The organism is Kitasatospora sp. NPDC008115, assembly GCF_042957205.1.
In the GTDB taxonomy this organism is placed as follows: domain Bacteria; phylum Actinomycetota; class Actinomycetes; order Streptomycetales; family Streptomycetaceae; genus Kitasatospora.
In genome coordinates this window covers 134,430-148,200 of record NZ_JBIBHU010000002.1, presented here as the reverse complement: position 1 = coordinate 148,200, position 13,771 = coordinate 134,430, and the positions used below count along the sequence as shown (strand labels likewise).

At 74.1% G+C, this 13,771-nt stretch carries 11 protein-coding genes; 3 read left to right on the top strand and 8 right to left on the bottom strand.

Translation table 11 applies throughout. The features are described from left to right. Positions 1 to 33 precede the first annotated feature (33 nt). The 6 genes from ACFZBX_RS02990 to ACFZBX_RS02965 form a co-directional block, all read right to left on the bottom strand. Positions 34 to 1,227 (bottom strand): hypothetical protein, encoded by a 1,194-nt coding sequence (locus tag ACFZBX_RS02990; protein ID WP_391531185.1) that lies wholly within the window; start codon positions 1,225 to 1,227, stop codon positions 34 to 36. A 126-nt stretch (positions 1,228 to 1,353) separates the two neighbouring features. Beyond that, positions 1,354 to 2,010: an HNH endonuclease family protein gene (locus ACFZBX_RS02985; RefSeq protein WP_391531184.1), complete on the bottom strand. Its 657-nt coding sequence runs from the start codon at positions 2,008 to 2,010 to the stop codon at positions 1,354 to 1,356. A 241-nt stretch (positions 2,011 to 2,251) separates the two neighbouring features. Further along, positions 2,252 to 3,103, bottom strand: coding sequence for an iron uptake transporter permease EfeU (gene efeU / locus ACFZBX_RS02980; RefSeq protein ID WP_391531182.1), 852 nt, complete (start codon positions 3,101 to 3,103; stop codon positions 2,252 to 2,254). 56 nt (positions 3,104 to 3,159) lie between these two features. Continuing rightward, positions 3,160 to 4,494 (bottom strand): iron uptake transporter deferrochelatase/peroxidase subunit, encoded by a 1,335-nt coding sequence (gene efeB, locus ACFZBX_RS02975; protein ID WP_391531180.1) that lies wholly within the window; start codon positions 4,492 to 4,494, stop codon positions 3,160 to 3,162. A gap of 137 nt (positions 4,495 to 4,631) precedes the next feature. Next, positions 4,632 to 5,774: an iron uptake system protein EfeO gene (gene efeO / locus ACFZBX_RS02970; RefSeq protein ID WP_391531178.1), complete on the bottom strand. Its 1,143-nt coding sequence runs from the start codon at positions 5,772 to 5,774 to the stop codon at positions 4,632 to 4,634. Between the two features lie 303 nt (positions 5,775 to 6,077). After that, positions 6,078 to 6,947 carry an ABC transporter ATP-binding protein gene (locus ACFZBX_RS02965; RefSeq protein ID WP_391531176.1) on the bottom strand — a complete coding sequence of 290 codons (870 nt, stop codon included), beginning with the start codon at positions 6,945 to 6,947 and terminating at the stop codon, positions 6,078 to 6,080. Between the two features lie 395 nt (positions 6,948 to 7,342). On the opposite strand from ACFZBX_RS02965, the gene ACFZBX_RS02960 reads away from it, so the two are divergent. Next, positions 7,343 to 8,788 carry a condensation domain-containing protein gene (locus tag ACFZBX_RS02960; RefSeq protein WP_391531174.1) on the top strand — a complete coding sequence of 482 codons (1,446 nt, stop codon included), beginning with the start codon at positions 7,343 to 7,345 and terminating at the stop codon, positions 8,786 to 8,788. Between the two features lie 115 nt (positions 8,789 to 8,903). Next, entirely contained in the window at positions 8,904 to 11,099 is a 2,196-nt protein-coding gene (locus tag ACFZBX_RS02955; protein ID WP_391531172.1) for an AMP-binding protein, read from the top strand. A gap of 32 nt (positions 11,100 to 11,131) precedes the next feature. Here the strand turns inward: ACFZBX_RS02955 and ACFZBX_RS02950 are convergent, their stop codons facing one another. Both ACFZBX_RS02950 and ACFZBX_RS02945 read right to left on the bottom strand, forming a co-directional pair. After that, positions 11,132 to 12,472 (bottom strand): hypothetical protein, encoded by a 1,341-nt coding sequence (locus ACFZBX_RS02950; protein ID WP_391531171.1) that lies wholly within the window; start codon positions 12,470 to 12,472, stop codon positions 11,132 to 11,134. Between the two features lie 23 nt (positions 12,473 to 12,495). After that, positions 12,496 to 12,933: a GNAT family N-acetyltransferase gene (locus ACFZBX_RS02945; RefSeq protein ID WP_391531169.1), complete on the bottom strand. Its 438-nt coding sequence runs from the start codon at positions 12,931 to 12,933 to the stop codon at positions 12,496 to 12,498. A gap of 167 nt (positions 12,934 to 13,100) precedes the next feature. Here ACFZBX_RS02945 and ACFZBX_RS02940 point away from each other — a divergent pair, with 167 nt between their 5' ends. Further along, entirely contained in the window at positions 13,101 to 13,724 is a 624-nt protein-coding gene (locus ACFZBX_RS02940) for a dihydrofolate reductase family protein (protein ID WP_391531168.1), read from the top strand. Positions 13,725 to 13,771 lie beyond the last annotated feature (47 nt).

Sequence of the window (13,771 nt, the reverse complement as noted above, 5' to 3'; positions counted from 1 at the left end):
CCCGGCGGGCGGCGTGCTGTCGGGCGCCATGGCTCAGGATTCGGTGCGGGCCGCCGCGCCACCGGTGGCGTCCTCCGGCGCAACGTCTCCGCCGGGTGGTCGCCCGACCTCCTTCAGGGTGGACTGGGCCCGTTCGTCGACCAGCCGGGTCACCAGGTGCTGCGCGGCGCCGAAGGCCACGCCCCAGGCGAGGACCTGGGCGCGGCTGTCGAGGTCGCTCAGGCCGGGGACGAAGGCGCCGCGGATCAGCAGCAGGCCGATCAGCGCGGAGAGGGCGCCGGTGGGGAACTTGAGGGCGGCGGCGGCCAGCGGCAGCAGGAAGGGCGCGCTGGTGCCCTGGATGCGGCGCAGCGAGCCGATCACCGTGAGCGCGGCGCCGGCCAGGCCGGCCACCTCGACGGTGATGATGTCGCCGCTGGTCGCGTAGTTGCCGGCGATGACGCCCTTGGTGCCCCAGACGAACTCGCCGGACGGGCAGACCACCAGCCGGGTGGCGGCGGGGTCGGGCACGACCAGGGCGGGGGCCTGGGTGACGGCGGGAGTGGGGTTGGGGCTGAAGCAGAGGCTCAGCGACTTGGGGTTGAACCAGCCGTAGACCGCCAGTCCGGCCACACCGACCAGGACGCAGAGGGTGGCCGCCCAGAGCAGGTTGCGCAGGCTGCGCACCCGGGCGTACTCGGCGTCCAGGGCCGCGTAGGCGGCGTCGAGGGTGCGGATCAGCAGGTTGCGGTCGGGTTCGCCGATGTTCGCGGCACCGACGCGCTTGGCGAGTGCGACGGTGCGCAGGTCCTTGCGGCCGAGGTGGTTGCGGGCCATGGCGAGGATGTCGATGGCCCGGTCGGGCAGCAGCGCGGCGGGGACGAGTTCCAGCAGCAGGACGTCGGCGGCGCGGACGTTGGCCCAGGCGCCCTCCAGGGCGGTGGCGCCGGACCACGGGCGACGCCAGTGGAAGCGTTCGACGGTGGACGCGGCGGCGCTGTCGAGGCGGGCGCGGGCGCCGTCGGCCAGGACGCGGCGGCGCTCGGCGCCGACACCGGGGAGGTTGTCGGGGAGACCACCGGGGAGGTTCTCGCAGGTCTCGCGGTCGAGCAGGACGCGCAGGTACCCGATCCGGGCGAGTACGCGCTCGCGCCAGGCCGATCGGGGCGGCCGTAATCTGATGCTCTCCCGTACGACGTGCCAGGTGCGGGTGTACCACCTGGGCCGGGCGGCGGTGTTGCCGCTCATCTCGACCACGCTCCCAAGCCGAGACGTTCTCTCCCTCCACCGTAGGCCCATTCGCGGGGCAATGGGGCACCGGCGCCCCCGTGGTGACGGTGGGGCGCCGGTGCATCACAGGGAGCGAACGTTTCCTCAGCAGCCGCTGAGGACAGCGGAGAGGGCGCTCTTCTCGGCGCTGTCGACGGAGAGGCCGTAGTAGTACTTCACCTGGACCCAGGCGCGGGTGTAGGTGCAGCGGTAGGAGGCCTGCGGCAGCCAGCCGGACGGGTCCTGGTCGCCCTTGGAGCGGTTGGAGCTCGCGGAGACGGCGATCAGCTGCGGGCGGGTCAGGTCGTTGGCGAAGGCCTGGCGCTGGGCGGTGGTCCAGGCCCAGGCGCCGGAGCGCCAGGCCTCGGCGAGCGGCACCAGGTGGTCGATGTCGAAGCTCGACGAGACGGTGGTGGTGACGTTGTCGTAGACCGAGAACCAGCTGCCGCTGACGGCGCCGCAGCTGGAGTCGGTGACGACGTTGCCGCCGTCGCGCTTGAGGACCGTCTCGCGGGTGTTGCAGGCGCCGGAGACGGTGATCCAGTGCGGGAAGAGCGCGCGGTCGTAGGTGCTGGTGTGGGAGTCGGCGGCCACCGCGATGGTGGCGAGGTAGCCGCGGGCGGTGGCGGCCGAGACCGGGGTCGGCAGGGCGGCCTGGGCGCTTCCGGCGCCGGCCAGCAGGGTGGTGAGGGCGAGCAGCAGGGCGCCGAGGGCGGCGGCCAGGGCGCGGCGGGGCGCGGCTATGGCGGAGATCGCGGACATGCGGGGGACTCCTGGGTCGAGGAGGGCAGGGGAAAGCCCCCGGGCGGGAACCGGCCCGGGCTGCCAACCAGGATGGGGGCCAAGGGGTTTACGCGGGTAGATCCAGGAGGTGAACTTTTTGACCGACCGTCAGCCACGCCGTCCGCCGGGGGCGCGGGAACGCCGAACGCCCCGTCCTGCGGTGCGAGGACGGGGCGTTCTGCGGTGTGCGGCGGGCCTGCCCGCGGCGTGAACTGTTCGCTCAGACGGCCGAGTTGGCGGTATCCGGCTTCGGGGCGACCGGCTTGGCGGGGCGGCCGCCGAAGACTCCGAAGAAGAAGGCCAGCGTCGGCACCAGGTAGGCGAGCCAGACCACCACCTGGAGGACGGTCGGGTCCGGCTGGAAGTTGAACACGCCCTTGAGCAGGGTGCCGTACCAGCTGTCCTTGGGGATGGTGGAGGAGATGTCGAAGGCGCGGTCGTGCAGGCCGCCCAGCCAGCCGGCCTCCTGGAGGTCGTGCACGCCGTAGGCGAGCACACCGGCGGCGACCACGACCAGCATGGCGCCGGTCCAGGTGAAGAACTTCGCCAGGTTGATCTTCAGCGCGCCCCGGTAGAACAGCCAGCCCAGCACCACCGAGGTCAGCAGACCGAGCGCCGCGCCGATGATCGGGTTGTAGCCGTCCTCGGTGGCCTGCACCGCGGTCCAGATGAACAGCGCGGTCTCCAGGCCCTCGCGGCCCACCGCCAGGAAGGCGGTGACCACCAGGGCGCCGGTGCCCATGGCGAGGGCCGCGTCCAGCTTGCCGTGCAGTTCGGCCTTCAGGTGGCGGGCCGTGCGGCGCATCCAGAACACCATCCAGGTGACCAGGGCGACGGCGATGATCGACAGCGTGCCGCCGAGCGCCTCCTGGGCCTCGAAGCTGAGCTGGGTCGAGCCGAACTGGAGCACGGCGCCGAAGCCGAGGCTCAGGGCGACGGCCACGCCGACGCCGGTCCAGACCGGGGGCAGCCGGTCCTGGCGGCCGGTCTTGACCAGGTAGGCGATCAGGATGCAGACGACCAGGCTGGCTTCGAGTCCTTCGCGCAGGCCGATCAGGTAGTTGGCGAACACGCTGGCTCCCTGGGGGGTGAAGAGGTGGTACGGGCGAGACGGGTGGGGGGTCGGCCTCAGCCGAAGAGGGCCTGGCCCCACCACTCGCCGGGCTTGCGGACGCCCGCGGGGCAGGCGAAGTGGGCCGAACCGACGTGCTGGATGTACTCGTTCAGCGCGTCGGAGGCCGCGAGCCGCTGCTGGAGCGGGACGAACGCCTTGCGGCTGTCGCGCTGGTAGGCGAGGAAGAACAGCCCGGCGTCGAGCCGGCCGAGGCCGTCGGTGCCGTCGGTGAAGGAGAAGCCGCGGCGCAGGATCATCTGGCCGTCGTTGGAGTCCGGGTGGGCCAGGCGGACGTGCGCGTCCACCGGCATCGCCTTGAGGTCCGGGTCGTCGTGCTCCTTGGTCCGCCCGTACGCGGCGCCCTCGCCCTTGGTGCGGCCGAAGACGTCCTCCTGCTCCTTGAGCGAGGTGCGGTCCCAGGTCTCGATGTGCATCCGGATCCGGCGGGCGACCAGGTAGGAGCCACCGGTCATCCACTCCGGGCCCTCGCCGGGGGCGACCCAGACGTGCTCGGCGAGCCTGGCGGTGTCGGTGCCGGCGATGTTGTGGGTGCCGTCCTTGAACCCCATCATGTTGCGCGGGGTCTGGGCGTCCGGGGTGGTCGAGGAGGTCTTGCCGAACCCCAGTTGCGACCAGCGGATGTTGACGGTGCCCATGCCGATCCGGGCCAGGTTGCGGATCGCGTGCACGGCGACCTGCGGGTCGTCGGCGCAGGCCTGGACGCACAGGTCGCCGCCGCTGCGCTGCGGGTCGAGGTTGTCACCCTTGAACCTGGGCAGGTCGATCAGGGCCTCGGGGCGCCTGGCCTTGAGGCCGAAGCGGTCCACGCCGTCCTTCTCGAACAGGCTCGGGCCGAAGCCGATGGTGAGGGTCAGCCGGGAGGCCGGCAGGCCCAGGGCCTCGCCGGTGTCGTCCGGCGGCGCCTCCGGCAGGCCGCTGGCCGCCCCGCTGCCGACCTCGCGGCCGCCGGTCATCGCGGCGGCGGCCTTGGTCCACTCCTTCAGCATCCGGATCAGCGAGTCGCGGGTGGCGGACGAGGAGACGTCGAAGGCGGCGAAGTGCAGCCGGTCCTGGACGGGGGTGGCGATGCCGGACTGGTGGTCGCCGTAGAAGGGGATGTCGCCGCCGGCCGGGGCCGGGGCGGCCGGGGTGTCGTCGTCCTGGCGGGTGGCGGCGGCGACCGAGCCGACGCCGGCCGCGCCCAGGGCGACCCCGGCCCCGGCCCAGCCGATCACGGCGCGGCGGCTGACCGCGGTGCGGTCGGTGCGGCCCGCGGGGGCGACGGCGGTGTCCGGGGCGGCGCCGTCGGTGGCCGGCGTCCCGTTCTGCTGCTGGTTCTCGGCGTCCATCGGCGGGCGGGCCCTTCTCTGTGCTGGACTCACGGACGCCGTGGCGGCCACCGGGGCCGCCACGGCGCAGTGCGGGTGTGGTGCGCGGGTACGGTGCCCGGTGCGCGCCGACGGGCGGGCGCACCGGGCTGCGGGCGTTACTTCGCGACCACCGCGGCGGCCAGCTTCGACAGCGGCTCGCCCAGCGCGTTGACGGCGTCGGACAGGACCTTGCGCTCCGGCTCGGCGACCTTGTCGTAGGAGGTGTAGGTGCCGTCGGCCTGCTTGTACTTGGCGAGCAGGGTCTCGATGGCGGCGAACTCGGAGTCCAGCGTCCTGGCCAGCTCGGCGTCCTTCTCGGAGGCGACCGGCTTCAGCAGCTCATAGGCCTTCTTGGCGCCCTCGACGTTGGCGGCGAAGTCGGCCAGGTCGGTGTGGCTGTAGCGCTCCTCCTCGCCGGTGACCTTGCCGGTGGCGACCTCGTCCAACAGCTCCTTGGCGCCGTTGGCCATGCTGGTCGCGGTGATCTCCGCCTCGGGGATCTTCTTCTGCCAGTCCTTCAGGTCGGCGACCAGCTGGTCGGCGAGCTTCTTCTCGGCGTCACCGATCGCGCCGTCGGCCCACAGCGACTTCTCCAGCTTGTGCCAGCCGGTCCACTCCTGGCCCGGCTCCAGGCCGTCCTCGCGGGCGTCGGTCTTCGGGTCGACGTCGCCGAAGCTCTCGGCGACCGGCTCGGTGCGCTCCCAGCCCATCCGCGAGGGGGCGTAGAGCGACTTGGCCTTCTCCAGGTCGCCGGCGTTGATCGCGGCGGCGAACGCCTCGACGGCCGGGATGGTGAGGTCGGCCTGCTCCTGGGCGTAGGTGCGGTAGGCGTCGACGGCCGCGGTCAGCCGCGGGTCGGCCGGGGCGGCGGAGCCGCCGTCGCCGGTGACGGTGATCTTCTGGCGGATGCCGTCGCCGACCATGCCCGGCTTGCAGGCGATCTCGTACGTGCCGGCCTTGATCTCGGCGGTGATGCTCGCCTTGGTGCCCGGGCCGATGTTCTCGCGCTCGGTGACGATCTTGTCGCCCTCGGCGTAGACGTAGACCTCGGTGACCTTCGAGCCCTTGTTGGCGATGTCGAGCACGACGTGACCGGCCGGGAAGCTGGTCTTCGAGACCTCGCAGGCGGTGTCGGTGGCGTTCACCTTGACCGCGTCCGACGATGCCTTGTCGTCCTTCTTCTGCGAGCAGCCCGCCAGTGCGGCGGTCGCCACGGCGAGGGTGAGCAGCGTGGCTGCGGTGGAACGACGGGCGGACATGCGGGCTCCAGCGGTCAGGGCAGGGTGGTTCAGGGCAGGGCTGAGCACGGGTGGGAGTGATGGCACGGAAGGGCAACCCACCCACTTAGCTAAGGCATACCTTAGGGATATCGGATTTTGCCGTCTACACCGGGGGCGGTCACGAAACGGTGCAGGTGGGAGTAGGCCTGCGGCCTCCCGGCGGTCGGTTCACCGACGATTTTCGGCCACCGGGGGCGCGTCAGGGCGTGGCGAGAATGGCAAAGAAGTGGTAAAGGGGGCGCGCACCGGCGGTGCGCGCCCCCTTCGCAGGCCCGTCCGATGTCAGAGCGCCCCGGTGCGCCCCGACCGCCGGGGGGCGGCGGCCCGGGCGGTCCAGCGGCCCTCGTGCCGGGTGATCCGGATCGGGTGCCCGAAGGTGGCGCTCACCAGATCGGTGGTCATCACCTCGTCCACCGGCCCGGCCGCGACCGTCTCCCCGTCACGCAGCAGCAGCGCGTGCGTGGTGGACTCCGGCAGCTCCTCCAGGTGGTGGGTGACCAGCACGCTGGCCAGCTCGGGGTGCTGGTGGCGCAGCAGGTCCAGGCTGTCCAGCAGCAGCTCGCGGGCCGTCAGGTCGAGCCCGGTGGCGGGCTCGTCGAGCAGCAGCAGCCGCGGACTGGGCATCAGTGCGCGGGCGATCAGCGCCCGGCCCCGCTCCCCCTGGGAGAGCGTGGTCCACGCGGACTCCGCCGCCGCCGTCATGCCGAGGGTGTCGATCAGCAACTCGGCCCGGTCCAGCTCCTCCGGTGCGGGCTTGCGGTGCAGGTCCGGCTCGATGGTGTTGGTCACGCCGGTCAGCACCACCTCGCGCACCGTCAGCGGCGAGCGCAGCGGGTGGCGGGGGTTGACGTGGCCGAGATGGGCCCGCAGCCCGCGGATGTCGACCCGGCCGAGCCGGCGGCCGAGCACGTCCACCTCGCCCCGGGTGGGGTGGGAGACGGCGCCGAGCAGGGCGAGCAGGGTGGACTTGCCGGCGCCGTTGGGGCCGAGCAGCGCCCAGTGCTCGCCGGGGTGGATGGCGAGGTCGATCCCGCGCAGCAGGTGGCGCCCGTCGCGGACGACGTCGACGGCCCGGGTGCGCAGCAGCGGCTCGGCGGCGGACGGCGGCGCCGTGTCCTGCTCGGACGAGATGCGCGGGTCGGGCGTGCTCATGCGGGCGGCCTCCTACGGAACCGGGGCGGGTCACGGGCGCGGCACCGTACCGGAGGACCGGCACGGACCGTCCGCGTGCAGAGTACAACCGTCGGCCCGGACGGCAACCGGCGTGTCCGAGCGGTGGACACCGCGCCGGGGCCGGGCGCCGGGAACGCGGCGAGCCGATCAGCAAGGTGCCGAATTCACGGCGCTACGCTCTGCAGTGGATCGGGTGCCCACGGCGATCCCCCCGGTTGGAGAATCGGCGGGTGGGAGTTCTTCGCCGTGCCTGCCCGGCGTTCAAGTCCGGGACGCACGACGGCCGCAGGAAACCAGCCGGACCGAAACCGACTGCCCCCGCGACCGCCCACCGATCCGCGAAAGCCACCCCTTCGTCCCGGGAGAGAACCGCCATGCGCCAGATCCCATGGGAAACGGCCGATATCGCGCCGGGGCGCGTTGTCCAGTGGCGCATCGGCCCGACGGGCCTGACGGGCCCGCCCCACCGCGAGGAGCGGAACCGAAGAAGCGCGTCGTTCAATCAGGACAAGCACCACGCGCTGATCGACGAATCCCGCAACACCGACGAGCCCCTGGCCTCTTGGCTCGCCGTCACGTTCGAGATCGGGGGAACGCTGAACCGCGCGGCCCTGGAGTCGGCCCTGCTCTACCTGGTCCGTCGGCACGACCTCCTGCGCTGTGAGTTCCACCGGGTTCCCGAGAACCTGTCCTACGCCGTGCACCGGCCCGACGGCATCGGGATCGAAGCCGTCGACCTGGGCGGGTTCGACACGTCCCAGGAGATCCGCGCGTTCCTGGGGGACGGCTTCAGGAAGAGCATCGACACGATGGCCTGGCCGCCGTACGTCATGGGCGCCGTCCTGCGGGACGGCGGCTCCACGACGGTGTACCTCGCCTTCGACCACATCGTGTCCGACGGCATGTCGATGCCGAACGTGGTCCGCGACGTCCAGGTCGCGTACGCCGCGTACTGCCGTGGCGAGGATCCCGGCCTCCCGCGCCCGGGAAGCTACCTGGAGTTCGCCCGCGAGCAGCGCCGGTGCTACGACTCCATCGGTGTCGACGACGACCGGCTCGTCTACTGGAAGGCCTTCATCGGCCGGAACGGCGGAGTCTTCCCGCGGTTCCCGCTGGACCTCGGGGTCGAGCCCGGGCGGCTGTACCCGCCGGTCAACGACACCGCGACCCTGTTGGACGACCGGCAGGCCGAGGCGCTGGAGGCCCGGTGCCGGGACGTGGGCGGGAAGCCGTTCATGGGAGTCCTCGCGGCGGCGGCCGTGGCCCTGCGGGACGAGGGCGGGCCGGACCTCTACCGGGCACTGATGCCGCTCAGCGAACGCGGCCGGGCCACCTGGCGGGACTCCCTCGGCTGGTTCGTGAACACCCTGCCCATCGAGTTCTCCGCCGCCCGGGACCTCGCCTTCGGACAGCTCATCAGGGGGGTCCGGGACGGATTCACGACGATGATGGAGAGCATCGACGTGCCCTTCATCCGAGCCTGGGAACTCTTTGCGCCGGAGCACTTCACGGGCCGCTGCTGGCCGTTCCCGGTCAATTTCCTCTCCTACATCGACATGCGGAGGTGCCCGGGAGCCGAGCACCATCAGCAGTGGCGGCCGACGGCCTACGTGTGGGTGTCTCGCGTGAACGGCAGCGCCTCGTGGTTCCAGCGGGACTCCGCCGGGCTGCACATCAACTCGATCTACGTCGACACCCCGCAGGCCCACCGGACCATGGCCGCTCTCCAGGGCAGGCTGCGCGAGACCCTGCGGGCGATGGCCGGCCCCGTGGCGCTGGTGAGCCCCAGGCCGATGCCTGCCGTCCTCCTGCAAGCCTGACGACACCCCGCTCCCGCACACCTCTTTCCCGGTACCGGAGTTGACGGCACGATACGGGAACCGGAACAGGTGCGCGGAGCGTGGAACCGGTGCGGGACGGCCGGAGGGGGCGGGCATGGCAGGGACGGGAAAGCCGGTCGAGGCCGGAGCGGGACGCGCCGGGACACTGCCCGGACGCTTCGAGGAGCACGCGCGGAGCGCCCCCGGGGCGGTCGCCGTCCGGTGGGCCGGACGGGAGCTGACCTACGGCGAGCTGGACGCGCGGGCCGACCGGCTGGCCCGCCACCTGGCCGGCCTCGGGCTCGGCCCCGGCGGGCGGGCCGCGGTCGCGGTCGGCCGGGGCACCGAGGTGTACGTCGCCCTGCTGGCCGTGCTGAAGGCGGGCGCCGCGTACGTGCCGCTGGAGCCGGGCGCGCCGGACGCGCTGCTGCGGCACGTGCTCGACGAGGCCTCGCCGGCCGTGGTCGTCACCGAGGAGGCCCACCGGATCCGGCTGACCGACGCCGGCGCGCGGGCGCTGGTCTGCGTGGATTCGGCCGCCGCCGCCCTGACGGAGCCGCCCGCCGGGCCGCCCCCGGTGGCGGTCGGGCCCGAGGACGCCGCAGTGGTGTTCACCACCTCGGGCACCACCGGCGCGCCGCGCTGCGCGGTGGTCGAGCACCGCAACCTGCTGGCCGCCCACCACGGCTGGAGCGAGGCCTACGGCCTCTCCCCCGCCGACCGGGTGCTGAGCACCGCGAGCCTGGAGTTCGACGTCTTCACCGCCGACTGGGTGCGCGCGCTCTGCTCGGGCGCCACCCTGGTGGTCGCCCCGCGCAATCTGACGCTGGACCGCGGCGCCGACATCGCCGACCTGCCCGCGCTGGTGGCCGCCGAGCGGATCACCGTGATGGAACTGAACGTGCGCACCGCGCGCCGCCTCACCGCCCACCTCGCGGCGGCGGGCGGCGCGGCGGGCGGCGTGGAAGGCGGGACGGCGGGCGGCGCGGAAGGCGGGACGGAAGACGGGGCAGCGGGCCTGCCGGGCCTGCGGCTGCTCACCGTCGGCGCCGAGAAGTGGTGGCCGGACGAGCACCTGGCGCTGCGACGGCTGCTCGGCCCCGGTACCCGGGTGGTGCACGTCTACGGGCTGGCCGAAGCCGCCGTGGACAGCACGTACTTCGAGCTCCGGAGCCTCGACGAGCCACCGAACAGCGGTGCGGAGTCGGTGGTCGGCGTGCCGTTCCCCGGCTCCCGGGTGTACGTGCTCGGTCCCGACGGCGCCCCGTACACGGACGGCACGACCGGTGAGATCGCGCTCGCCGGTCCGGGCCTCGGCCGGGGCTACCTCGGTCGGCCCGAGGAGACGGCGCGGCGGTTCGTCCGGGCGGACTTCGACCCGGACGGGCGGCTGCTGCGCACCGGGGACCTCGGCCGGCTCGCGCCGGACGGCACGCTGCGCTTCGTCGGCCGGGCGGCGGGCGTGGTCGGGCCGCGGGAGCAGCCGTCGTCCTCCGCCGTGGTGGCCAGGGTGAGCGTGGCGGCCCGCGCCGAGGCCCGGCTGCGCGCGTACCCGGAGGTGCGGGAGGCGGCCGTCACCGAGGTGGAGGTGGCGCCCGGCCGGCGGGAGCTGGTCGGCTACGCGGCGACCGTGCCCGGCACGCCGGGCACCGACAGTTGGTCCCTCTCCACCTACCTCGTCGTCCACCTGCCGAAGGACGAGGCGCCGGCCGCCGTCGTCCCACTGGCCGAACTGCCGCGCACCCGGGCCGGCAAGCTCGACCGGGGCGCGCTGCCGCTGCCCGCGCCGGTCGGCCACGCCGCGCCGCACCGGGCGCGCGGCGGCAAGGGGTACCGGGGCAAGGGCGCGGGCGGCGGGGCGGCCTCCCAGGAGACGCGGACCGGCTGCGCGGTGCTGCTGCTGGCGGTGCCGTTCGCGGCGGCCGCGTGGCTGGTCAGCGGGCAGTTGTGGCCGGGTTCGACGGACGTCTCGCTGGTGCCGTCCCCGTACGACGCCTTCTTCCGGGGCCTGTACCTCTTCGAGTGGGCCTCGTTCGGGCTGGGCGCGGCCTGGCTGCTGGTCGGCGCCCCGGCGATCGGCCGCCTCGGGCGCCCGCCCGGGCTCTCGGTCGCCGCCCACATGTCGGTGTTCTGGCTGCTGGCGGCGTGGTGGCCGCAGGACAACCTGTACCGGACCGCCAACCGGGCGGTGTGGGCCACCGAGGTGTGGCTGGTCTACGTGTTCAATGTGGCGCTGATGGTCTCGGCGGCGGTCGTGGTCCGCTTCCTCGCCTGGCAGCCGAAGGAGCCGCGCCCGCCGCACCGCCGTTGAGCCGACCACGCGCTGCGCCGGCCCCCGCCCGGTCAGCGCAGCGCCTCGAACATCCGGCCCAGCGCGTGGTGGGCCGACCCGAGCAGGGCCTGCGCCGCGTCCAGCGCCTCGGCGTCGCGCGCCGCGAGCGCCAGGCCGACGGCGGGCTCCGGCTCGTAGCAGGCCGTCACGATCAGCGGCAGGACGGTCGCGCCGAGCCGCGCGCACTGCGGGCGCAGCCGTTCCAGGTGGCCGAACAGCGCCTCCTGGGAGAGCCGGGCGCCGAGCGGCATGGCGTCCAGGGTGCGCACCAGGTGGCCGGGGCCGCGCACCTCGTCCAGGCGGTGGCGCAGCACGAAGGCGATCGCGGGGCCGGTGAGCCGCAGATTGGCCTCGGTCGGGGCGAGTCTGCGCTCGCGGTCGGTGACGAAGTCGACGTCGTACCAGCCCCGGTGGCCGGCGGCGGCCAGCCGCTCCCCCACCGCGAGCCCGAACCGTTCGGCGGCGGCCGCTGCGCCGGGCGGCACCACGCCCGGACCGACCGTCACGCCCTGGTAGCGGGTGCCGTCGACGGCCATCTCGCCGACGCCGACCGGGTGCACCCGCCCGTCGGCGCCGATCACCGCGTCGAAGGTAAGGTCGCGCAACCGGCCCGAGCCGGCCGGTCCGCTGTCCACGTACTCCTCCAGCAGGAGGTCGCCGCCGGGTGGCAGCACGTCCTCGCGGACCAGGCGGCGCAGCAGCGCCCGGGCGCCGCCGGCCGCGAGCAGTTCCTGCGGGGTGACCACGGCGGTGCCGTAACCGCCCACGCCGTGCGGGGACTTGAGCACGGTGGTGAGGCCCCGGGCGGCGCGGGCGGCCAGCCGGCGGGCGGCGCGGCGCGGGGTGTCGGCGTGCTCCTGGCGGGGCACCCGGATGCCGGGGTGGCCGGGGGCGAGGGCGGTGAACAGCTCGTGGGTGGCCGCCTTGGACTCGTAGCGGCGCACGGCCGCGAGCTCCGGCCCGTCGCCGAGGTCGGGGGTGCGGCCCCAGTGCAGCACCGGTCCCGGGTCACCGGCGAGCCGTTCCGCCAGGGCGGGGCGGGCGGCGAGGGCGTCGGCCACCGTGCTGCCGGGGGCGATGCCGGAGTGGAACTCGACCGGCCCCCAGTCGAGTTCACGGGCGAGCAGGTCGATCCAGGCCCGGTCGGCCTCGGCGGGAAGCACCAGGGCGGAGGGGTCGGGGCTGTAGGCGACGGCGAGACCCGCGTAGTGGTGGGCCTGGCGCAGCCGGCGGGCGCGACGGTCGGCGTCCGGCCGCTCGTCCTCCTGGCGGAACTGCTCGTTGAAGTCGGCGACGTTGCCGATGTGCACGGCCCGCCGTCCGCCGGTCCAGGCCCCCACCCATCCGTCCATCCCGCGAGCGTACGGGACGGCGCTCAGAGGCGGATCAGCCCGGCGTCGGTGGCGCGGAAGCCGCAGGCGTCGAGGTAGTAGCCGCGCAGGTGGGGTTCGAAGTCGACGTGCAGCCAGTCACAGCCCGCCGCGCGGGCGTTGTCGGCGGCTGTGGCGACCAGCCGGGTGCCGGTGCCGCGCCGCCGGGCGGCAGGGTCGACGGCGGTGTCCAGGAGGAAGGCGTGGACGCCGCCGTCCCAGAGGACGTTGACGAAGCCGAGCAGCGGGCCGTCCGGGGCCGGGCGGGCGCAGACCCAGCCGAGGCTGTGGCGCTCCAGCCGGGCGCGCCAGGGGGTGGGCGGGCGGTCGGCGTCGACCGTGTCGCCGAAGGCGGCGGCGTGCAGGGTGTCGAGTTCACGGTCGGTGAACCCGCCGCGCCAGAGAAGGAGGAGGTCGAGGGGTGCGGGTTGGGGGGTCGTCATGGCACGAGCGTAGGAGCATCGCCGGTCGCCCGGCCCGCCCGCCCCGTCGTCCCTGCGGAGGGACGACGGGCCGGGCGCCAGCGCGACGGCGTGGCGCGGCGGCGCGGCGGCGGCCGGTCTGGGATCTTGGGTCACCGGGGGGCGACATCCGACCGGGGAGACCCTTCATGGCCAAGCTCGTGCTGACCACCTTCCTGACCCTCGACGGCGTGATGCAGGCCCCCGGCGGGCCGGAGGAGGACCGCGAGGACGGCTTCGCCCACGGCGGCTGGCTGTTCCCGTTCGCCGACGAGGAGTTCGGCGCCCTGATGAACGCGGTGATCGGCCGCGCCGGCGCCTTCCTGCTCGGCCGCCGGACGTACGACATCTTCGCGGGCTACTGGCCGAAGATGACCGACCCCGCCGACCCGATCGCCGTCCCGCTCAACACCCTGCCCAAGTACGTCGCCTCGACCACCCTGCGCGACCCCGCCTGGCACAACACCACCGTGCTGACGGGCGCCGCCCCCGGCGGCCTGGCCGGCGAGGTGGCCGTGCTCAAGGACCGGCTGGGCGACACCGAGATCCAGATCCACGGCAGCGGCGCCCTCGCCCGTGCCCTGATGCCGCACGGCGTCATCGACGAGTACCACCTGGTCACCGCCCCCGTCCGGCTCGGCACCGGCCACCGCCTCTTCCCCGAGGCCGGCCCGCCCACCGCCTTCCACCTCGCCAGCACCCGCACCACCCCGTCCGGCGTCACCGCCCACACCTACCGCCCGACGGGCCCGGCGAACTTCGGCACGTTCTAGGGTCCGGGACCGCGCCGGAAGTCGTTTCCCCCGGGAGGGACCAGCCC